Consider the following 20,769-nt stretch of genomic DNA (forward strand, 5'->3'; position numbering starts at 1 on the left):
TCAGCTGCGCACGACCTGCCCCGTGGCCCACGAGTAGGTCAGGGTGCCGCCCTGGAAGCGCGACGCCCGTCCGCCCGGCACGTCGTGCTCGTGGGAGGTGGGAAAGCCCAGCGAGCCGGTCTCCCAGCCACCAGCGGCCCAGGCCTGCCGGATCGCGCCGTGCACCTCGTGGGCCCCGGTGGCCGGCGACCAGTAGACCGACCCGCCCTCGAAGTGGTTGTACCGGCCGGTGCCCTTGCTGGTGGCCGTCTCACCGGTGGTGGGAAAGCCCAGGACGCCCGCCTCCCAGCGCTGCGCGGCCCACACGTCCCGGACAGCGCCGTAGACCTCCTGCGCGCCGGTGGCCGGCGACCAGTACAGCGACCCGGACTGGAAGTGGTTGTAGCGGCCACGACCGTTGGGTGTGCCCAGCTCGCCGGTGATCGGCAGGCCCAGGGGGCCGGCCTCCCGGCGCAGCCCCGCCCAGCGCTCCCCGATGGACCCGTAGACCTCACGGGCGCCGGTGGCGGGGGACCAGTAGATGGAGCCGCCCTGGAAGTGGTTGTAGCGGGCGACCCCGTCGGCGGTGCCCAGCTCGTTGGTGGTGGCCGCGCCGAGGATGCTGCGGGCGCCGCCCAGGGCCTGGTAGCGCTCGCCGATGGCGCCGCCCACGCTGAAGCCGGCGGGGGTGGTGCCCGGGACAGCGCCAGGGACAGCGCCAGGGACGGTGCCAGCGACCGCGATGCGGAACCAGTCAGAGCGCAGCCCCAGGGTGATGCGCACCTGGTCGCCGGTGCGGGTGACGGTGCCCTGGGTGCCGACGATGCGCACCTGCGTCGCCCGGCCGCCGTCGAGTCCGAGGCCGTTGCGGGCGCTGACGTCCATGCTCACCAGCTCGCCGATCCCGTAGGCGCGGGCGATGGAGCCGGCGGTGACGGTGGTGGTCCACGTGGCGTAGGGCGAGACGGCGTCGCCGGCGTCGGGCACCGCGGGGAACAGGCCACCCGCGGTGTGGCCGCCGGTGGAGGAGGAGAACTCGGCGCGCACCGCGGCGCCGCCCCGGGTGAGCACCACGCCGGCGGTGGCGAGGATGGCGGCGTCGCTGCGCCGGTCCTCGGCGCCGGAGCCGGTGTAGACCTGGCAGGACTGGGAGTCGCAGGTCTTGGCGTAGCGGTAGCGCGACTCCGACAGCGAGTACGACCGGGCGGCCACCGCCTGCGCTCGCAGCGCCGCCGCCCCGCCGCTGTCGGCCCAGCTGGCGGGGGACTCCGACGGCACCACCCCGCGCAGGTAGTCCTCCGTGGACAGCGAGCTGACGGTGCGCTGCACGCCGCCGTCGTTGACCGCCACCAGCGATCCGCGGTACCGGGTGCCGGTGCTGCACAGGCGGAGGTTCTCGGCGGTGGGGCGGTTCAGCCCCTCCACCGGCGGGTCGGCTCGGGTGCCCGCGGTGTCTCGCACCCAGTAGGTGCGTCCCCCGCAGCCGGCCGTCGCCGTCACCGTGGCGCCGCCGCTGGGCTTGGCGACCATGGTGACCGCGTCGCCAGGGGCGATCCAGGTACCACCGGCGTAGAAGCCGCGGTCGGAGAACACCGACATGGCGCGCCCGTCGCTGCCGGTCAGCCGCACCGTCATCAGCGGGTTGCCGACCTGGCTGAGCACGGTGTTGCCGTAGTAGTGCGCCAGGATCTGCTGGTGGCTCCAGCCGTGGCGGGTGGCGTAGCCGTAGGAGCCGTACTGGCCCATCCCGCGCCCGTGGCCGTAGCCGTGGCCGGTGATGGTGACCTGGGCGTCCGCGCTGAGGGCAGCCAGCCGGACCGGCGCCTCCACCGGCGGCGTGCCGGAGGTGGCGATCAGCGCGGCGGCCACCGACACGAGGGCGGCGGTGCGCGCGAACCGGCGGACGAACAGCCCACCGGCGCCGCGGCCCGGTGCGCGGGGCGTTACCAGGCGCGGCGGGCGGCGGCGAGCCGGCGCGCCGGGGTTGCGCAGGATTGAGCACAGTAAGTAATCAAAAGATGCCACAAGGTGACCATCGGCAGGGGCGAGCGCCCCATGAGCGCATCCCGGGACGGGGTCTGGGAGCGGGCGTGCCGGACTGCCCGGACTACTCGGGCAGCTCGGCCAGCACGGCCGCGGTGGCGCTCATGCCCAGCCGGGTGGCACCGGCGTCGAGCATCGCCTGGGCCGCCGCCAGGCTGCGGATGCCGCCGGATGCCTTCACCCCCAGCGCGGGCACGGACTGGTGCAGCAGCCGCACCGCCTCGGTGGTGGCGCCACCAGTGGGGTGGAACCCGGTGGAGGTCTTCACGAAGTCGGCGCCGGCCTGCTCGGCGGCCCGGCACGCGAGCACCACCTGCTCGTCGCTGAGCGCCGCGGTCTCCAGGATCACCTTGAGCACGTGGTCGGCCGGCGTGACGGCGCGCACGGCGGCGATGTCGTGCTGCACACCGACGAGGTCACCATCGACCACTCGGCCGAGGTCGGCGACCATGTCCAGCTCGGTGGCGCCCAGCGCGAGGGCCGCACGAGCCTCGGCGACCTTGCCCGCGGTGAGCACCGCGCCGGCGGGGAACCCGATCACCGTGCACAGCACGGTGCCGGTGTCCCGCACCACCGGGGCGGCGTCCACCAGGCGGGCGGAGCTGACGCAGACGGAGGCGCACCCCAGCCGAACGGCCTCGGCCGCAGCGGCGCGAACCGCTGCGGCCGAGGCCTCGGGCTTGAGGAGCGTGTGGTCGACCAGGCGCGCCAGTCCGGCGCGCGTGAGGGGTGCTGTCGGCATGGCCGGCACGCTACGGGTAGTGCGTGCCGGGCGATCCGCCAGCAGGCGGGCTCAGCTGGAGGCGCTGTCCGCGGTGGCGAGCTCGGCCCGCACCTTGTCCATGTCGAGCTCCTCCACCTGGGTGATGAGCTGCTGCAGCGACGCCTCGGGCAGGGCGCCGGGCTGGCTGTAGACCAGGATGCCGTCGCGGAAGGCCATCAGCGTGGGGATCGACATGATCTTCAGCGCCGCCGAGAGCTCGGGCTCGGCCTCGGTGTCGACCTTGGCGAAGGTGATCTCCGGGTGCTTCTCCGCGGCGGCGTCGTAGACCGGCGCGAACGCCCGGCACGGACCGCACCAGCTGGCCCAGAAGTCGACCAGGACCACTCCCGGCTCCTGGATCGCCGTGGGAAAGGTTTCCTTGGTCAGGTTGGTGGTCGTCATGACGTCCTTTCGGTGCTGATTACCCCGTGGCTCGGACAACGTCGCGACCCGGTGATTTCATCCCGGGCAGCGGCGCTCGTCCTCAGGCGCTGAGCAGCTCGCGCTCGTCGGCGGGCAGGCTGGGCAGGCAGTCACAGGCGCTGCCGAGCCGGTCGCAGGTGAGCAGCAGGTCGTGACGGGCGGAGTCCAGCACCACGCAGCCGTCCTCGGTGCACTCCAGGACGTGGCTGAGGTGCACGATCAGCGTGCCGTGGCAGTGGTCGCTCTCGCTCACGCAGTCAATGCACTGGTCACTCATCACACGCACCTCGCAGATCTGGGGGTCAAGCCTCGGTCAAGCTCTGCTGATGTTGGTACCACCAGGCCCTGACAGCTCCGCGCTCCTGGCCCGGCGTGTCGGCGAGCGCCCGGCCCGGCGTGGCGTGGTCCTGGTCTCACTGACCGGTAGCCGCGCTTGGTCGGCCCCCGCCGGGGTGCGGGAATGGCAGTGCCGCAGAACACACTGGCGCACCCGTGCCGCAGGCACCGCGCCGCCCGCTGACGAAGGACGACCATGTCGCTGAACCTCGCTGACCTGTACGAAGCCGTTTCGGACGCGATCCCGGACCGGGTGGCGCTGGTCTGCGACGGCCAGCGCAGGACCTACGCCGAGCTGGACACCCGGGCCACGCAGGTGGGGCACCAGCTGCAGGAGCTGGGGATCCGGCCCGGCGACCACGTGGGTCTGCACATGCGCAACAGCCTGGAGTTCGTGGAGTCGCTGCTGGGCTGCCTGAAGGCGCGGGCCGTGCCGATCAACATCAACTTCCGCTACACCGACGCCGAGCTGAGCTACCTGTACGGCAACGCCGAGCTGGTCGGCGTGATCGTGGACGGCGACCTGGCCGCCACCGCGGCCGCTGTGCTCCCGGCCTGCCCGACCGTCAAGCACGTGCTCACGCTGGGCCCCACCGACGCCGACCTCGGTGCGGTGACGCACGTGGACTACGAGCTGGGGGTGTCCGCCCAGTCCGCCGAGCGTGACTTCGGCGAGCGCAGCAACGACGACCACTACGTGATCTACACCGGCGGCACCACCGGGATGCCCAAGGGTGTGGTGTGGCGCCACGAGGACTTCTTCCACGCCGCGCTCGGCGGGGGCAACCACTATGGCGACTCCTACACCAGCGCGGCGGAGGTGGCCGCGGCCGCCGCTGCGGCGGAGACCCCGATGACCTTCCTGGTGACCGCGCCCCTGATGCACGGCGCCGCGGTGTACTCCTTGTTCAGCGGGTTCTTCATGGCCAGCAAGCAGGTGCTGATGCGCCAGTTCGACGCGGTCGAGGCGCTGCGCCTGGTGGAGGCGGAGTCGGTCAGCTGCGTGATGGTGGTCGGCGACGCCATCGCCCGGCCGCTGGCCGACGCCATCGCCGCCCACGCCGGTGAGCACGACCTCAGCTCGCTGTTCATGATCGGCTCCGGTGGCGCCCTGTGGTCGCGCACGGTGCAGGCCCAGCTCACGGAGCTGCTGCCCAACCTCTACCTGCGGGACAGCTTCGGCGCCTCGGAGTCCGGCGCCGACGGCACCTTGGCCATGGGGGAGGACGGGTCCATGCGCATGGCGCCCAGCGCCAACGCCGTGGTGGTGGACGAGACGCTGCAGCCGGTGGAGCCCGGTTCGGGCGAGCTGGGCTACCTCGCCCGGCGGGGCCACGTCCCGCTGGCCTACTACAACGACCCGGCCAAGACCGCCGCCACCTTCCCGGTGGTGGACGGTGTGCGGATGTCGGTGCTGGGCGACATGGCCCGGGTGGAGGCCGACGGCACCATCGTGCTGCTGGGCCGGGGCTCGGGCTGCATCAACACCGGCGGCGAGAAGGTCTTCCCCGAGGAGGTGGAGCAGGCGCTGAAGAGCCACCCTGCCGTGATGGACGCGCTGGTCGCCGGCGCCCCCGACCCGCTCTACGGCGAGCGGGTGGGCGCGGTGGTCCAGCTGCGCGAGGGCTTCGACGAGCCCAGCCTGGAGGACGTGCAGAAGCACTGCCGCACCCAGATCGCCGGGTACAAGATTCCCCGCTCGCTGGTGGTCGCACCGTTCATCGTGCGCTCGCCCAGCGGCAAGGCGGACTACCGCTGGGCCAAGGCCACCGTCGCCGAGGCCGGCGCCGAGGCAGCAGCGCCCAGCACCCGCGGCTAGCGCCGACGCGACAGGCCCGGACCTGCTGGTCCGGGCCTGTCTGCGTGCGTGGGGACGAGCGTGCAGCTCAGCGCAGCATGATGCTGCCGCCGTCGACCATCAGCGTCTGCCCGGTCATGTACCGCGCGTCGTCGCTGGCCAGGAACACCGCCACCCGGCCGATGTCCTGCTCGGGGTCGCCGAAGCGGTGCAGCGGAACACCGGAGAGCACCGCCTCGGCCATCGCCGGGTGCTCCTCCTGCCACTTGCGCACACCCTCGGTGGCAGCGAGCGGGCTGATGATGTTGACGGTGATGCCGTCGCGGGCCCACTCGTGTGCCGCCACCCGGCTGACCGCCCGGATGGCCTCCTTGGCCGCGGCGTAGGAGGTCTGGGTGGGTTGGCCGTTCAGGCCGGCCCCGGAGGCGAAGTTGATGACCGTGCCCCCGTGCTCCTTGAGCTGGGGGTGTGCGGCCTGCATCAGGTGCACCGTGGGGTAGAAGCCGGTGCCGAACGACAGGTCGAACATCTCCTGGGTGTGCTCCAGCAGCGGCGCCTGGCGAGAGGCGTGGGCGTTGTTGACCAGCACGTGCAGTCCGCCGAAGGCCGCCACCGCGGCGTCCACGATCTCCTGCGCCGCCTCGGGCCGGGAGATGTCGGTACGCAGGAAGCGCACCGACTCGCCCAGCTCCGACGCCAGGGCCTGGCCCGCCTCGTCGTTGACGTCGACGGCCAGGACCCGGGCACCTTCCTTGGTGAAGGCCTGCACGATGCCGCGGCCGATGCCGCCTGCCCCGCCGGTCACGATCGCGACTTTTCCGTCCAGGCGCATGGCGCTCCTAGCTGGTGCTGTAGGTCAGGCTCGGGTCCTGCGGGAGAGATCCGCGGGGAGGTGCCCGCTCGACGTCAGTCTATGGCGAGCGCGGGCTTCTCCAGCGCGGCGACGTTGTAGGCGGAGTAGGTCTCGTAGCGGCCGCGGCCGGAGAAGTACGGCGTCAGCTGGTCGTTCATCTCCTCGACGGAGAACGCCGAGCCCGCCGCGTCGAAGCGGTTCTCCACCTGCGGGGCGGCCATCAGCGCGACCATCTTGCCGTAGACGACGAACACCTGGCCGGTGATCTCCTCGGAGGCGGGGGAGGCCAGGTAGGCGACCAGGGTGCCGACGCGGTCCGGGGACAGCGGGTCGGCGCCGGGCTCGCTCTGCTCGCCGAAGGCCTCGGCGGTCATCGCGGTGCGCGCCCGCGGGCAGATGGCGTTGGCGCGGACGCCGTAGCGCTGCAGCCCCTGGGAGGTGGACAGCGTCAGCGCGGTGATCCCGGCCTTGGCGGCGGAGTAGTTGGGCTGGCCGGCGGAGCCGAACAGGAACGCCTCGGAGGAGGTGTTGATGACACGGCCGAAGATGGGGCCACCGGCGTCCTTGGACTTCTGGCGCCAGTGCACCGCCGCGGCGTGGGAGGTGGCGGCGTGGCCCTTGAGGTGCACCCGGATGACGTCGTCCCAGTCCGACTCCGACAGGTTGAAGATCATCTTGTCGCGCAGGATGCCGGCGTTGTTCACCAGGATGTCGAACGAGCCGAAGCTCTCCACCGCGGTCTGCACGAGCGTGTCGCCCAGCGACCAGTCGGAGACGTCGCCGAGGACGGCGACGGCCTGGCCACCGCTGGCCTTGATCTCGTCCACCACGTCGTGCGCGGCCGGGCCCATGTCGTTGACCACGACGGCGGCACCGGCACCGGCCAGCGCCAGCGCCTCGGCGCGGCCCAGGCCTGCGCCCGCACCGGTGACGACGGCGGCCTTGCCGTCCAAGCTCAGGGACTCAACCATTTGCGAACGGCTCCTTGTACGGGGGAGAGCAGGGGACTACCTGCCGGCAGATGCTAGGCAGGCTGACCGTGCGGCAGCGCCGACGTCCCGGTGATCGGAACACCTGGGTACGTCTGCAAGTACGCCCCAGCCGCCCCGCGCAGGTCAGCAACCGCTACCCACCACCGCCGCCCGGCGGCAGGGATCAGGGGCGCGAGACCGGCTGCCCGCCCACCCCGGCGGCCAGCATCTCGCGGGACTCGGGGCGGCCGTCCAGCACGCGACCGGTGCGCTTGGTGACCCGCCAGCCGTCGGCACCGCGGGCCAGCTCCCACCGGTTGGCGGTGAGCCGGGCGATGCGGAAGCCGGCGGCGTCCACCTTGTTCATGATCAGCTGCGTGTACTGGATCGCCACCGCGGTGTCGCCGTCCACGGTGACGCGGGCCGGCGCGGGGAAGTGGCCGCAGCCGTCGTGGATGTAGCCCTGGTGGGCCGAGGAGCCCACCATCGCCTCGATCTCCGCGCGGCCGTTCATCGGGCGCGGGTCCACGTCGTAGACGCCGTCCTCGGTCCACAGGCCCGACACCGTCGTCGCCGAGCCGCTGTCCACCGCCGCGGGGTAGGTGTAGATCAGCGTGGTGATGTCCAGGTGGTCCTGCAGCAGGGCGACCCGCTGCTCCAGGGCAGCCAGGCGGGCGTCGACGTCAGTCATCGAGGGATCCTTCGGTAGGCGGGGTGAAGCGCGCGCCGAGTGGTTCGGCGAGCTCGCGCAGGGCGTGCAGCTGGTCGCAGTAGTGCTGGGCGCCGGTGGCGTCGATCGCGACGCTCACCACGGTGGCGCCGGCGTCGCGCAGCCGGCTCAGCGCGGTGGCACAGGCGTCCGGGGCGCCCAGCGGGTCGAGCTGGCGGCCGGGGGAGAGCACCACCTCCAGCTGCGGGGGCAGCTCGGCGGCACCGAGCAGCTCGGTGAGCTCGCGCAGGCCCAGCCCGAAGGGCACCCACCCGTCGCCGTGCTCGATGGCGCGGCGCAGCGAGCGCGGGGTGCGGCCGCCGATCCACAGCGGGACCCGAGCCTGCTGGGCGTGCGGCGACACCAGGAAGCCCTCGTAGGAGTAGTGCTCGCCGTGGTAGCTCGGCTCCGGCTGCGACAGCGAGGCGCGCAGCGCTCGCAGCGCGTCGTCGGCGCGGGCGCCGCGGCCGCTGAACGGCGCGTCCAGCAGCTCGAACTCCTCGCGCAGGGTGCCCACGCCGAGCCCCAGCACCAGCCGGCCGCCGCTGACCACGTCCAGGGTGCCGTAGCGCTTGGCGATCTCCAGCGGGTGGTGGTAGCCGAGCACCAGCACCGTGGTGGTCAGCCGGACCTGGCGGGTGCGGGCGGCGAGGTAGCCGAGGGTGGCCAGCGGGTCCCAGTAGGTGCCGCCGCGCTCCTGGGCCACGTCCACCGGCACCGCCACGTGCTCGCTGCAGGTGAGGTGGTGAAAGCCCAGCCCGTCGGCGGCCTCGGCCACGCGCGCCAGCTCGGCGATGCCCGCGGAGCGCTCCCACTCGGACGTGGTGGACGGGTGCTGCACCACGATGGGTGAGCTGAGTCCGATGCGCACTGCTGGCACTTCCTCGGGGGCTGGGAGAGGTAAATGGACTAGGGCATGGTGTCGCGCCGCGCCGGGCGACCGGGTCGGGATCTCGCTGATCGGGACCGCGCGATTACCGGCGGGTTAGCGTGTCTAGCGTCACTGACGCGCAACGACGCGGCCGACTGTCACCTGAGGTGGATGAATGACTGATGTGAGCTTCGAGGGAACCCGGCGCGAGCTGGAGACCGACGCAGGCGTGCTGCGCTACCACGAGGCCGGCGACGGCCCCCCGCTGCTGCTGCTGCACGGCTCGGGTCCCGGCGTGACCGGCTGGCGCAACTACCGCGGCGTGCTCGGCGAGCTCGCGGAGGACTTCCGCTGCCTCATCCTGGAGTTCCCCGGCTTCGGCGTCAGCGACCCCACCGAGGGTCACCCGATGATGACCGCGGGCGTCTCCGTGGCCACCTTCCTGGACAAGCTCGGCCTCGGCGCGGTGGACATCATCGGCAACTCGATGGGCGGCATCGTCGGCGCCAACGTGGCGATCCACATGCCTCAGCGGGTGCACAAGCTGGTCACCATCGGCGGCATCGGGCGCAACATCTTCAGCCCCGGCCCCGGTGAGGGCATCAAGCTGCTGATGGAGTTCACCGACAACCCCACCCGCGAGGGCCTCGTCCGCTGGCTGCACTCCATGGTCTACGACCCGGCCGTGGTCACCGAGCAGCTCATCGAGGAGCGCTGGGCGCTGGCCACCGACCCGGAGACCCTGGCCGGCGCGCGCAAGATGTACAGCAGCAAGGCTTTTGCGGCCACCGCGGCGGCACAGAAGGACGCGACCCCGTACTGGGCGCAGCTGCACAAGATCACCGCGCCGACCCTGCTGACCTGGGGTCGCGACGACCGTGTCAGCCCGGTGGACATGGCGCTGCTGCCAATGCGCACCATCGCCGACGCCGAGCTGCACATCTTCCCCAACTGTGGCCACTGGGCGATGATCGAGGCCAGGGAGGCGTGGCTGCGCACAGTCAAGGCCTTCCTCACCCGACCCGACGCCAGCTGATCATCCCGCCCGCCATCCGGCGTCCGGCGAGCAACACCTAGAGGAGAACGAAGACATGGGCCAGGTTCTGGACACGATCATGGCGCGGGCGGACGAGATCCGGGCCAACGCCGAGGCGAACGAGGCGGGCGGCAAGCTCACCGACGCTGCCGCCAAGGTGCTGCGCGAGTCCGGCGTCATGCGGATGCTCGCCCCGAAGCAGTACGGCGGCACCGAGTCGCACCCCCGCGAGTTTGCCGAGACCGTGATGGCCACCGCCGCCCTCGACGGCGCGACTGGCTGGCTCACCGGCATCGTCGGCGTGCACCCGTGGGAGCTGGCGCTGGCGGACCCGAAGGTGCAGGAGGAGGTCTGGGGCGAGGACAACGACACCTGGACCGCGTCCCCGTACGCGCCGATGGGCATCGCCACGCCCACCGACGGCGGCTACATCCTCAACGGCCGCTGGTCGTTCTCCTCCGGCACCGACCACTGCCAGTGGCTGTTCATCGGCGCCATGGTGGGCAACCCCGACGGCACCCCGATCATGCCGCCGAAGGTCATCCACGTGCTGGTGCCGCGCCCCGACTACGAGATCGTGGACGGTAGCTGGGAGGTCGTCGGGCTCAAGGGCACCGGCAGCAAGGACGTCACCGTCAAGGGCGCGTACATCCCCGAGTACCGCACCATCGACGCCGCCAAGGTCGGCGACGGCACGCTGGTCAAGGAGCAGGGCCGCACCGAGACCCTGTACAAGTACCCGTACTGGGCCATCTTCCCGCTGGGCATCACCTCCGCCGTGATCGGCATCGCCGAGGGTGCGATGGCCTGCCACGTCGCGGCGCAGAAGAACCGCGTGGCGGTCACCGGCACCAAGATCAAGGAAGACCCGTACGTGCTCTACGCGATCAGTGACGCGGCGGCCGACATCGCCGCCTCGCGCGCCGCGCTGCTGGAGACCACCGACCGCTTCTTCGACGCCGTCGACGCCGGCAAGGAGGTCAGCTTCGAGGACCGCGCCCGGGGACGACGCACCCAGGTCGCGGCGGCCCGTCGGGCCGTGCGCGCGGTGGACGACATCTTCGACCGCTCCGGTGGTGGCGCGCTGCACCTGCACACCCCGCTGCAGCGCTTCTGGCGCGACGCCCACGCCGGGCTGGTGCACGCGGTGCACGTGCCGGGCTCGATCTACCACGCCACCGCGCTGCTCGAGCTGGGCGGCGACCCGCAGGGCATGATGCGCAACACCATCTGACCTGCGCCTGACGCACAGCAGCGGCCGTACCCCGGTGGGGTGCGGCCGCTGCTGCGTGGTGGAGGCTGGCTAGTGGGCCATGGCCGGCGCCCCGTGCGCGTCGTGGTTGGGGATCTCGTTGCGGTAGAGGATCGCCGAGAGCACCGCGCCGACGGCGAAGAACGCCGCGGCCAGCCAGAACGCGGAGTGGTAGCTGGACAGCGCGGCACCCTCGGCCAGGCGCTGCGCCAGCATGGCCGGGTCACCGCCGGCGGCCTGGGCGGCGGCCAGGTTGTCGCTGACGTAGCCCTCTGCGGCCGACGCCGCGACGCTGCTCAGCAGAGCCACGCCGATGGAGCCACCGACCTGCTGGGCGGTGTTGACGGTGGCCGAGGCCACGCCGGCGTCCTCGTCCTGCACCCCGCTGGTGGAGGCGGCGATGCCGTTGGAGAACACCTGGCCCATGCCGAGGCCGAAGAGGACGAGGCCGGGCAGGACACCGGTGACGTAGGAGCTGTCCACCTCGATGCCGGTGAGCAGCCCCAGGCCGAGCGCGGAGATGGCCATTCCCGCGCTGACCAGGATGCGGGGGCTGAACCGGGCGGACAGCGGGGCACCGAGCACCGACGCCGACACCGCGATGGCGGCGACCATCGGGACGAACGCACACCCGGTGACCACCGGGCTGTAGCCCAGCGTCTGCTGCATGTAGTAGGTGAGGAACAGGAAGATGCCGAACATGCCCACGGCGGCGATGAGCATCACCAGGTAGGACGTGCCGCGCAGCCGGTCGGCGACCACCCGCATCGGCAGCAGGGGGTGGCTCACCCGGGTCTCCACCCACACGAAGGCCGCGAGCAGCACCACGCCGAGCGCGAGGAACGTCAGGGTGAGCGTGTCCGACCAGCCGTGGGTCTCGGAGTGGGAGAAGCCGTAGACCAGGAAGAACAGGCCGCTGGTGGCCAGCAGCGTGCCCGGCCAGTCCAGCCGGTGCCGGTGGCCGCCCTCGGCCTTGCGGGGGAGGAACAGCACCGCGCCGACCAGGGCCGCGATCGCGAAGATCACGTTGACGTAGAGGCACCAGTGCCAGGAGAGGTACTCGGTGAGCACGCCACCGAGCAGCAGCCCGATCGCCCCGCCGGCACCGGCGATGGCGCCGAACACGCCGAAGGCCTTGGCGCGGTCGGCGGAGCCGGCGAACGTCACCGACAGCAGGGACAGGGCCGCCGGGGCGAGCAGCGCACCGAAGACGCCCTGCAGGGCGCGGGCGGCGACGAGCACCTCGAAGCTGGGGCCCCAGCCGCCGAGGGCGGAGGCGGCGGCGAAGCCGACCAGCCCGACGATGAAGGAGTTGCGGCGGCCGAAGAGGTCGTTGATCCGCCCGCCGAGCAGCAGCAGGCTGCCGAAGGCGAGGGAGTACGCGGTGACCACCCACTGGCGCTCGCTGTCACCGAACTCCAGCGAGCGCTGCGCCTCCGGCAGAGCGATGTTCACGATGGTGGCGTCCAGCACCACCATCAGCTGGGCAACGCTGAGCACCGCCAGGATCAGCCACCGGCGGCGGCTGTCCCCCTCGGTCGCTGGCGGTGTGCCGTGGGTCTGGGTCATGCGAAAAGGCCTCCGGGAGAGAAGCGGAACGAGAGATTCCGCGCCACGGTAACAGTCCGGAACGACAGGTTCCGCTTAGTTGCCGGTGGGGGCGCCGGCCCGAGATCACCCGCGTAGGGTCCGCGCCATGCCCCGCAACACCCCGGCGCTGCGCAGCGACGCGCGGGCCAACCTCGAGCGAATCCTGGACGCCGCCCGGCAGGTGTTCGCCCTGCGCGGGCTCGAGGCGACGCTGGCCGAGGTCGCCGAGCAGGCCCAGGTGGGCGTGGGCACCGTCTACCGGCGGTTCACCGGCAAGGACGAGCTCATCGAGCGCCTGTTCGTCTCCCGGCTGGAGGAGCTGATGGCCCTGGCCCGGTCGGCCACCGAGGTGGCCGACCCGTGGGAGGGGCTGGTGTCGTTCCTCACCGAGAACACCCGGATGCTGGCCGAGGACCGGGGGCTGCGGGACCTGGTGGTGGGTGGCCCGACCCGGGCCCTGTGCTCGGCCGACACGGCGACCCAGCGCGGCCTGGTGGACGCGGTGGAGCAGACCCAGCTGGTGCTGGAGCAGCAGGTGGCGCTGCTGGTGCGGCGGGCCAAGGAGGCCGGGGCGCTGCGGCCGGACGTCGAGGCCACCGACCTGCCGATCCTGGCGCTGTCGGTGCAGGCGGCCAGCGGCCACGTGGACGGCGGCCAGCCCGAGCTGTGGCGACGCACCCTGGGCATCGTGCTCGACGGGCTGCGGGCCAGCCGCGACAGCTGCACCGCGCTGGAGACCCCCGCGCTGAGCACCGAGCAGCTGCACACCACCATGCGCCGCATCCAGGGGCTGGGCTCGCGCTAGCGCACCGCCTCACCGGTGTGGGCCGAGGCGAAGGCCGCGGCCAGCGCCGGCAGCTGCTCGGCCGCCCGGTCGGGGTCCGGGTCGACCACCTGCAGCGCCACGTTGACGTCGGTGCAGCCCACCGCGAGCAGCGCGGCCGCGTCCGCGGCGGTGGCGTCCCAGTCGATCTCGCCGGACGCGCTGCGGGCCACCGCCAGGCGACCGCGCACCTGCAGCTGCTGCGGGTCCCGGCCGGCGTCGGCGAAGGCGCCGCGCAGCTGGTCGGCACCCCGGGCGATGTCGTCGTGGGTGGCGCCCATGATCGGGATCCACCCGTCGCCCCACGTGGTCAGCCGTCGCACCACCGGGGTGGACAGCGTCCCGGACACCCAGATCGGGATGCGGGCGCCGGCCGGCGGGCGGGGCATGCAGTAGGCGTCGCTGAAGGACACCGTGGGGGTGTCCACCGAGGCGGGGGCCTGCTCCCACAGGGCGCGGCACCCGGCGAGGGTGTCGTCGAGCAGCCGACCGCGGCGGGCGAAGTCCATCCCGGCGGCCTCGTACTCCTTGGCCTGCCAGCCGGTGCCCACGCCCAGGTCCAGGCGCCCGCCGGAGAGCAGGTCCAGGGTGGCGGCGGTCTTGGCCAGCACGGCGGCGCCACGCAGCGCCGCGATGACGATCCCGGTGCCCAGCCGGATGGTGCGGGTGCGCCCGGCCATCACCGACAGCACGGTGAGCGGCTCCAGCCACATCGCGTCCGGCTCGGTGGCGAAGGGGCCCCAGGTGTAGGCCGAGGTGTCGGGCCCCATCACCACGTGGTCGGTGACGTTGACGCGGTCGATCCCGGCGGCCTCGGCCTGCTCGGCCAGCTCGATGAGGTGGCGGTAGCCGTCGCGGGCCAGCAGCGGTCCGAAGTTGGGCACGTTCAGGCTGAGGGTGGGGCGCACGGGTGAGGATCCTTCGGCGTGGTCGGACGGTGGCAGGACAGGAGCTCAGGCGTTCATCGGTCGGTTGGTCCAGGAGCCGTCCGCGCGGGGGAACCAGCCGCCGGCGGCGTGGCTGCCGCCGTCCACGTGCAGCGTGGAGCCCGTCATGTAGCGGGACAGGTCGGAGGCGAGGAAGAGCGCGGGTCCGGCGACATCGGCGGGCTGGCCGGGTCCGCCGAGCGGGGCCCAGCGCGGCCACCGCTCGCGGTCCTCGGGCGCGACGAGGCGCTGGTAGGGCACCTGCGGGGTCTCGATGAGGTCGGGCGCGATGTTGTTCACCCGGATCTGGTGCCGACCGACCTCCAGGCTGAGGCTGCGGGTGAAGTGCCGCAGCGCCGCCTTGTAGGTGGAGTAGATGACGTGGCCGGGGATGCCGCGGTGGGCCTCCACGGTGGTGAGGTTGATGATCGAGCCGCCGCGGCCGCGGGCGATCATGCCCGGCAGCACTGCGTGGGTCAGCCGCAGCGCGTGGTTCAGGTTGACCTCCGCCAGGGGCTCCCACTCCTCGGGGGAGGCGTCGGCGAAGGTGACCGGCGCGCGCAGGAAGTGTCCGACGTTGTTCACCAGCACGTCCACCGGGTGCTCGGCCACCTGGGCCGGGAAGTCCGGGTCGGTGACGTCGGCGACCAGCGTCTGCACTCCTGGGGGCAGGTCCGCGAGTGCCGCCGCGTCGGTGTCCACGGCGAGCACGGTGGCGCCGTGGGCGGCGTAGAGGGTGGTGATGGCGGCACCGATGCCGGCGGCGGCCCCGGTGACCAGGGCGGTGCGGCCGGCGAGCAGCGCGGTGGGCGGTGCAACAGGGTCGGGCACAGGTTCTCCCTTGCTGAGGGTGTTCGCCGGCTCAGCCTGGCAGGCGCGCAGGGTGGTGTCCGAGCAGGTCTTGATCAGCGGAAGGCGCCTGCGGACAACGCGAACAGTGCCGCCGACCGGTGACAGGGACGGTGCGCGCCGGCCGCCGCAGCCGGGTGAGACGATCGGCGGGACCCGGCCACAGCGGTGGCTGGTGACCGGTGCTCGGGGGAGCGCGTTGGCCCCGGCGCGAGGTGCAGGCGGCGGTGCCTGTACGCGACCACGGAGGTCCAGCATGGACAGCAGTCCTTCCCCGCAGAGCCCTTCCCCACAGGACCGGGACACGCAGACGCCGTTCCTGGCCGGACCGGACCCGGTGGACCCGGACGGCGACGCCCGCGGCCCGGTGCTCACCTCTCCGCCCACCGGCGACCCCATCGACCGCGCCACCCGCGCCGCGCGGCGCCTCGTGGACGCCCTGCTGCGCACCAGCCGGGACAGCCCAGACCTCTCCCGGATCACCGAGGAGCTCGACTCCATCGCGGACAACCTGGAGGCGCACTGCCCCGAGGTGGAGGAGCGGCTGGCGGACATGTGGGGCGGCGAGGGCGTCACCCGGCACGACCCGGTGACCGGACCGGAGAACGCCATCGCCCCGCCGGTGGTGCTGGCGGGCAAGGACGACGGCTCCATCGAGGGCGTGGTCACGCTGACGCTGCCCTACCAGGGGCCGCCGCGGATGGTGCACGGTGGCGTGTCCGCGCTGCTGCTCGACCACACGCTCGGGGTGGCCAACTACTGGGCGGGCGACTCCGGCATGACCGCCGAGCTGACGCTGCGCTACCACCGGCCGACGCCGCTGTTCGAGCCGCTGACCATTACCGGGCGCCAGGTGTCGGTGGAGGGCCGCAAGATCCGCACCGAGGGCCAGATCGCCACGGCTGACGGGCAGGTGTGCGTCAGCGCCCAGGGGCTGTTCATCAACAAGCACCTGCCCCGTCCCGGTCACCAGCAGCCGGAGAGCTAGCGACCTCGCGCGCTCAGGGGACCAGGATCGCCCGGCCCAGCACGGTGCCGGCCTCCAGGTCGGCGAAGGCCTTGGCGCCGTCCTCCAGCGCGTACTGCTGAGCCTGCAGGTGCAGGTGTCCCTGCTCGGCCAGCGCGAGCACCGCGCGCTGGTCGCTGCGGGTGCCGGCGTAGGTGCGGCGCACGTCCACTCCCCAGGGCAGCGCGTCGGCGCCGGCGCTGTAGGGGAAGCTGCCGCCGGCCAGCCCGACGAAGCGCAGCGCACCGTCGGCGCCCACCACCGAGGTGGCCAGGTCCACGGTGGACTGCGAGCCGACGAAGTCCAGCACCACGTCGGCGCCGTGGCCGTCGGTGAGCTCCAGGATCGCCGCGGCGGTGGACTCGTCGCTGTCGAGCACCGCGTGGGCGCCGTGGCGGGCCGCCAGCTCACGCTTGTCCGGGGAGGGGTCTACGGCCACCAGCCGCGCCGCCGAGGTGGCCGCCAGGATCTGCAGGCCCACGTGCCCAAGGCCGCCGACGCCGAGCACGGCCACCGTGGCGCCGGGCTCCAGGCGCTGCCGCACCCCGTTGATGGCGTGGTACGGGGTGAGTCCCGCGTCGGCGAGCGGCCCCGCGGTCACCGGGTCGAGCGTGCCCAGCGGCTCCAGGAAGCGGGCCTTGACCGCGATGTACTCGGCCATCCCGCCGTCCAGGCCGAGACCCGGGCACGGTGGAAGTCCCTGGCGCCCGGCGGCGAGGCAGGCGTTGTCGCGGCCCTGCACGCACGCCCGGCAGGTGCCGCACGCCCACACCAGGTAGACCAGCACCGCGTCGCCCTCGGCGAAGCCCTCCACCGCCGGACCCACCGTGGCCACGTGGCCGGCCGTCTCGTGGCCCAGGGTCATCGCCCGTGGCGCGGGGAAGGGCAGGTGCAGCAGGTGCAGGTCGGAGTGGCACACGCCTGCGCCGGCCACCTTCACCAGCACCTCGTCGGGGGCGATGGGCGGCAGGTCGACCTCGCGGAGCGCCACCTGGCCGGGGGAGACGAGCTGCAGCGCCCGCACCTCAGCGACCCTCGGGGGAGGGCGCAGAGGCGCTGGGGTAGGACGGGCGGGCGAAACGGCTCACGGAGGTCTCCGGCGGGGTCGCGGGTCCGGGCGAGGCGGGTGCCCGGGGTGGACGGTGCTGCTCGGAGGCCCTGGTGGGCAGGACGCTATGACGGCGACACCGCGGTGTCAACGGTGCCGCACAGGAGTTCTCGGTGACCGAGATGCCCAGGTCAGCGCCTCGTCGTGGCACTTAGTGTCCGCGGAAAACGCACGCACCGTGACGGCAACGAGGAGCAGGAAACATGGGCAAGCTGGACGGTCGGGTCGCAGTCATCACGGGTGCGGGCATGGGCATCGGGCGCGGCATCGCCGGCGCGTACGCCCGCGAGGGTGCCTCGGTGGTGGTGGCCGAGATCGACGAGGCTGCCGGCCGCGAGACGGTGAGCTGGATCGGCGAGCAGTGGGGGACGCCGGCGGTGCTCGTGCCCGTGGACGTCACCGACAAGGCCCAGGTGCTGTCCATGGTGAACACCGCGGTGCAGCGCTTCGGCCGCCTGGACGTGCTGGTGAACAACGCCTGGCGCGGCAGCGGCTTCGCCCGGCTGGAGAAGATGACTGACGAGCAGCTGCGCGGCGGCTTCGACATGGCGGTGATGGCGGCGTTCTGGGCGATGCAGGCCGCGCTGCCGCACCTGCGCGAGCACGGCACCGGCCGGGTGATCAACCTCTGCTCGCTCAACGGCGTCAACGCGCACATGTACTCGGTGCAGTACAACGCCGCCAAGGAGGCGCTGCGCACCCTCACCCGCACCGCGGCCCGGGAGTGGGCCCCGCACCAGGTGTGCTGCAACGTCATCTGCCCCGGTGCGATGAGCGCGGCCTACCAGCGGATGGCCGCCGCCAGCCCGGAGAACGCGGCGGCGATGGCGGCGGGCAACCCGATGGGCCGCGTCGGCGACCCGCTGGAGGACATCGGTCCGGTGGCGGTGTTCCTGGGCGGCGACGACTGCCGCTACGTCACCGGCAACACCCTGTACGTGGACGGCGGCAGCCACATCAACGGCGTGCAGTGGGCGCCCACCGTCGACTGACGCTGAGCGCTCGCTAGCCGCGGACCGCGGCGCGGAGCTGGTCCACCGGGTCGGTGCCGTCGCGGCGTCCGCGCGGCCCCGCGGCCTTGGGCGGGACGAGCCGGCCCGCGTCGGAGCGGGTCCACTCGCGCACCGCCCAGCGCTCGGCGATGGCCCACCGGCCCTCGCGACGCTCCATCCGGTCCACGTAGCGGGCGCCGGAGGTGAAGCTCGCCTCCGGTGGTGCGTCCGGGGCTCCCCAGTGCGCGGCGCTCAGGTAGGTCTCGCTCACGGCCACGTCGCCGTGCAGCTCCACCAGGTGGTTGCCGACGTGGTGCATGGTGCCGCCCAGGCGGCGCAGCCCGCGCTCCACCCAGGCCAGGTACTCGTCCACGCCGCCGTCGAAGCCGGTGTGGTGATCGACGGCGTCGGGGTGGTAGCAGCTGCGGACGGCCTCCAGGTCCAGGCGGTCGATGGCGCGGCAGTAGCGCAGCACCACCTCGTAGATCGCCTGCTTGTCCAGCAGCTCCTGCAGCGCAGCGTCAGTCATGGGGCGAACGTCTCACGCAATCCTGCTGCCCACCACGGTGCTTCCGATGAGTGAGACGTTGCGGCCAGGGATCGCGCGCCGCCGCTAGCGTCCACCCCGACGCCCCTCGGGCGCGCGCCGGACGCCGGCCGTGACCACCAAGCCGCCCCCACCAGACGCGTCCCTGCGCGTCGCACGAGGAGACTTTTTCGTTGGCAAGCACGCAGGTAGCAAGCACCCAGTTGGCAAGCACCCAGGTCCCCAGCGCGCAGCAGCGCGCCACCGTCGCCGCCCAGCTCCTCGACCGCCTCGGCGACGAGCACCTGGGGCTGCGCACCCGTGAGCAGGACTGGACCTGGCACGAGGTGGTGCACGAGAGCGCCACCCGCGGCGCCCTGGCCCAGAGCCTGCGCCAGGACGGTCCGTTCCACGTCGGCGTGCTGCTGGAGAACACCCCCGAGTTCATCTTCTGGCTGGGCGGCGCCGCGCTGAGCGGGGCCACCATCGTGGGCATCAACCCCACCCGGCGCGGGGCCGAGCTCGAGGCCGAGGTGCGCTACGTCGACTGCCAGCTCATCGTCACCGACGCCGCGGGCATGGCCCAGCTTTCCGCGCTGGACCTGGGCCTGAGCGAGGACCGCTTCCTGCTGGTGGACAGCCCCGCCTACGCCGAGCAGCTGGCCGCGCACCAGGGCACGCAGCCCGCGGTCGCGCCGGGCGTGGACGAGCAGAGCCTGTTCCTGCTGCTGTTCACCTCCGGCACCACCGGCATGTCCAAGGCGGTGCGGTGCAGCCAGGGACGGCTGGCCCGGCTGGCCTACGCCAACGTCGCCAAGTACAGCCACGTCCGTGCCGACGTCGACTACTGCTGCATGCCGCTGTTCCACGGCAACGCGCTGATGGCGCTGTGGGCACCGGCGCTGGCCGTCGGCGCCACGGTCTGCCTCACCCCGAAGTTCACCGCCTCCGGCTTCCTGCCCGACGTCCGCTTCTTCGGCGCCACCTTCTTCACCTACGTGGGCAAGGCGCTGGGCTACGTGATGGCCACCCCCGAGCAGCCTGACGACGCCGACAACACCCTGGTGCGCGGGTTCGGCACCGAGGCGTCCCCGGAGGACAAGTCGGAGTTCCTCCGCCGCTTCGGTGCCGAGCTGTTCGAGGGCTACGGCTCCAGCGAGGGTGCGGGCTCGGTGGTGCTCGACCCCGCCGCCCCGTCCGGCGCGCTGGGCCGTCCCGCGCACGCCGACATCGCCATCGTCGACCCCGACACCCGGCAGGAGCGCGTCCGCGCCCGCCTCGGTGCGCACGGCCAGGTGCTCAACCCCGACGAGTCGATCGGGGAGATGGTGGACCGCGGCGGCGCCAAGCGCTTCGAGGGCTACTACAAGAACGAGGACGCCATCGCCGAGAAGATCCGGCACGGCTGGTACTGGACGGGCGACCTCGGCTACGTGGACGAGGACGGCTACATCTACTTCGCCGGCCGCAAGGGCGACTGGATCCGGGTGGACGGCGAGAACACCTCCGCCCTGATGATCGAGCGCATCCTGCGCCGCCACCCCCAGGTGATCGCCACCGGCGTCTACGCCGTGCCCGACCCCCGCTCGGGTGACCAGGTGATGGCTGCGCTGGAGGTGGCCGACCTGGACGACTTCGACCCGGCCGAGCTGGCCACCTTCCTGGGCGCGCAGGACGACCTCGGGTCCAAGGCCGCGCCACGCTTCGTGCGGGTGTCGCTGAGCCTGCCGATGACCGGCTCCAACAAGGTGCTCAAGCGGACGCTGCAGGGCGAGCGCTGGCGCTGCGACGAGCCGGTCTACCGCTGGGTGGGGCGTGGCGCGCCCACCTACACGCTGATGAGCGAGGCCGACAAGGACGCGCTGGACGCGGAGTTCACCACCCACGGCCGCCAGCGCTTCCTCGGGGTCTAGCC

The 20,769-nt window shown here is 72.7% G+C and carries 20 protein-coding genes; 7 read left to right on the top strand and 13 right to left on the bottom strand.

Annotated elements, in window-relative coordinates; genetic code table 11:
* From ELX43_RS18170 to ELX43_RS04580, 4 genes are all read right to left on the bottom strand, one after another.
* Complete coding sequence (locus tag ELX43_RS18170) at positions 1–2,004, bottom strand: SpoIID/LytB domain-containing protein (RefSeq protein WP_127782328.1); 2,004 nt, start codon at positions 2,002–2,004, stop codon at positions 1–3.
* Positions 2,005–2,086: 82 nt separating this feature from the next.
* Complete coding sequence (gene deoC / locus ELX43_RS04570; protein ID WP_127782329.1) at positions 2,087–2,764, bottom strand: deoxyribose-phosphate aldolase; 678 nt, start codon at positions 2,762–2,764, stop codon at positions 2,087–2,089.
* A gap of 51 nt (positions 2,765–2,815) precedes the next feature.
* Entirely contained in the window at positions 2,816–3,187 is a 372-nt protein-coding gene (gene trxA, locus ELX43_RS04575) for a thioredoxin (protein WP_127782330.1), read from the bottom strand.
* A gap of 82 nt (positions 3,188–3,269) precedes the next feature.
* The gene (locus ELX43_RS04580) at positions 3,270–3,461 is read right to left on the bottom strand and encodes a hypothetical protein (protein ID WP_164860528.1); all 192 of its coding nucleotides are present in this window, start codon (positions 3,459–3,461) and stop codon (positions 3,270–3,272) included.
* 279 nt (positions 3,462–3,740) lie between these two features.
* Between ELX43_RS04580 and ELX43_RS04585 the strand changes: the two genes are divergently transcribed.
* Positions 3,741–5,363 carry an acyl-CoA synthetase gene (locus tag ELX43_RS04585; protein WP_127782332.1) on the top strand — a complete coding sequence of 541 codons (1,623 nt, stop codon included), beginning with the start codon at positions 3,741–3,743 and terminating at the stop codon, positions 5,361–5,363.
* Between the two features lie 67 nt (positions 5,364–5,430).
* On the opposite strand, the gene ELX43_RS04590 is transcribed toward ELX43_RS04585, so the two are convergent.
* The 4 genes from ELX43_RS04590 to ELX43_RS04605 form a co-directional block, all read right to left on the bottom strand.
* Positions 5,431–6,174, bottom strand: a complete 744-nt coding sequence (locus tag ELX43_RS04590; RefSeq protein ID WP_127782333.1) for an SDR family oxidoreductase — start codon at positions 6,172–6,174, stop codon at positions 5,431–5,433.
* Positions 6,175–6,248: 74 nt separating this feature from the next.
* Positions 6,249–7,166, bottom strand: coding sequence for a 3-oxoacyl-ACP reductase (locus ELX43_RS04595; RefSeq protein WP_127782334.1), 918 nt, complete (start codon positions 7,164–7,166; stop codon positions 6,249–6,251).
* A gap of 184 nt (positions 7,167–7,350) precedes the next feature.
* Positions 7,351–7,857 carry a nuclear transport factor 2 family protein gene (locus ELX43_RS04600; RefSeq protein ID WP_127782335.1) on the bottom strand — a complete coding sequence of 169 codons (507 nt, stop codon included), beginning with the start codon at positions 7,855–7,857 and terminating at the stop codon, positions 7,351–7,353.
* Entirely contained in the window at positions 7,850–8,746 is an 897-nt protein-coding gene (locus tag ELX43_RS04605) for an LLM class F420-dependent oxidoreductase (protein WP_127782336.1), read from the bottom strand. The genes ELX43_RS04600 and ELX43_RS04605 overlap by 8 nt, the downstream gene beginning before the upstream one ends.
* A gap of 175 nt (positions 8,747–8,921) precedes the next feature.
* On the opposite strand from ELX43_RS04605, the gene ELX43_RS04610 reads away from it, so the two are divergent.
* Together ELX43_RS04610 and ELX43_RS04615 are read left to right on the top strand one after the other, a co-directional pair.
* Positions 8,922–9,782 carry an alpha/beta fold hydrolase gene (locus tag ELX43_RS04610; protein ID WP_127782337.1) on the top strand — a complete coding sequence of 287 codons (861 nt, stop codon included), beginning with the start codon at positions 8,922–8,924 and terminating at the stop codon, positions 9,780–9,782.
* 55 nt (positions 9,783–9,837) lie between these two features.
* Positions 9,838–11,016 (top strand): acyl-CoA dehydrogenase family protein, encoded by a 1,179-nt coding sequence (locus tag ELX43_RS04615; RefSeq protein WP_127782338.1) that lies wholly within the window; start codon positions 9,838–9,840, stop codon positions 11,014–11,016.
* Positions 11,017–11,085: 69 nt separating this feature from the next.
* Here the strand turns inward: ELX43_RS04615 and ELX43_RS04620 are convergent, their stop codons facing one another.
* Complete coding sequence (locus ELX43_RS04620) at positions 11,086–12,603, bottom strand: MFS transporter (RefSeq protein WP_127782339.1); 1,518 nt, start codon at positions 12,601–12,603, stop codon at positions 11,086–11,088.
* A 127-nt stretch (positions 12,604–12,730) separates the two neighbouring features.
* Here ELX43_RS04620 and ELX43_RS04625 point away from each other — a divergent pair, with 127 nt between their 5' ends.
* Positions 12,731–13,429, top strand: a complete 699-nt coding sequence (locus tag ELX43_RS04625; RefSeq protein WP_127782340.1) for a TetR/AcrR family transcriptional regulator — start codon at positions 12,731–12,733, stop codon at positions 13,427–13,429.
* On the opposite strand, the gene ELX43_RS04630 is transcribed toward ELX43_RS04625, so the two are convergent.
* A complete protein-coding gene (locus tag ELX43_RS04630) occupies positions 13,426–14,355 on the bottom strand; it encodes a TIGR03619 family F420-dependent LLM class oxidoreductase (RefSeq protein WP_206518108.1) in 930 nt (309 codons plus the stop codon). The genes ELX43_RS04625 and ELX43_RS04630 overlap by 4 nt on opposite strands.
* A 45-nt stretch (positions 14,356–14,400) precedes the next feature.
* Positions 14,401–15,204, bottom strand: a complete 804-nt coding sequence (locus ELX43_RS04635; RefSeq protein ID WP_241249785.1) for an SDR family oxidoreductase — start codon at positions 15,202–15,204, stop codon at positions 14,401–14,403.
* Between the two features lie 274 nt (positions 15,205–15,478).
* On the opposite strand from ELX43_RS04635, the gene ELX43_RS04640 reads away from it, so the two are divergent.
* Complete coding sequence (locus ELX43_RS04640) at positions 15,479–16,210, top strand: PaaI family thioesterase (RefSeq protein ID WP_127782343.1); 732 nt, start codon at positions 15,479–15,481, stop codon at positions 16,208–16,210.
* A gap of 13 nt (positions 16,211–16,223) precedes the next feature.
* Here ELX43_RS04640 and ELX43_RS04645 read toward each other — a convergent pair whose 3' ends face one another.
* The gene (locus ELX43_RS04645) at positions 16,224–17,252 is read right to left on the bottom strand and encodes an alcohol dehydrogenase catalytic domain-containing protein (RefSeq protein ID WP_127782344.1); all 1,029 of its coding nucleotides are present in this window, start codon (positions 17,250–17,252) and stop codon (positions 16,224–16,226) included.
* A 287-nt stretch (positions 17,253–17,539) separates the two neighbouring features.
* On the opposite strand from ELX43_RS04645, the gene ELX43_RS04650 reads away from it, so the two are divergent.
* Positions 17,540–18,328, top strand: a complete 789-nt coding sequence (locus ELX43_RS04650) for an SDR family oxidoreductase (RefSeq protein WP_127782345.1) — start codon at positions 17,540–17,542, stop codon at positions 18,326–18,328.
* A gap of 13 nt (positions 18,329–18,341) precedes the next feature.
* On the opposite strand, the gene ELX43_RS04655 is transcribed toward ELX43_RS04650, so the two are convergent.
* The gene (locus ELX43_RS04655; RefSeq protein ID WP_127782346.1) at positions 18,342–18,857 is read right to left on the bottom strand and encodes a nuclear transport factor 2 family protein; all 516 of its coding nucleotides are present in this window, start codon (positions 18,855–18,857) and stop codon (positions 18,342–18,344) included.
* 221 nt (positions 18,858–19,078) lie between these two features.
* Here ELX43_RS04655 and ELX43_RS04660 point away from each other — a divergent pair, with 221 nt between their 5' ends.
* A complete protein-coding gene (locus ELX43_RS04660; protein ID WP_127782347.1) occupies positions 19,079–20,767 on the top strand; it encodes an AMP-binding protein in 1,689 nt (562 codons plus the stop codon).
* The last annotated feature ends 2 nt before the right edge of the window (positions 20,768–20,769 follow it).

The organism is Rhodococcus sp. X156, assembly GCF_004006015.1.
GTDB lineage: Bacteria > Actinomycetota > Actinomycetes > Mycobacteriales > Mycobacteriaceae > X156.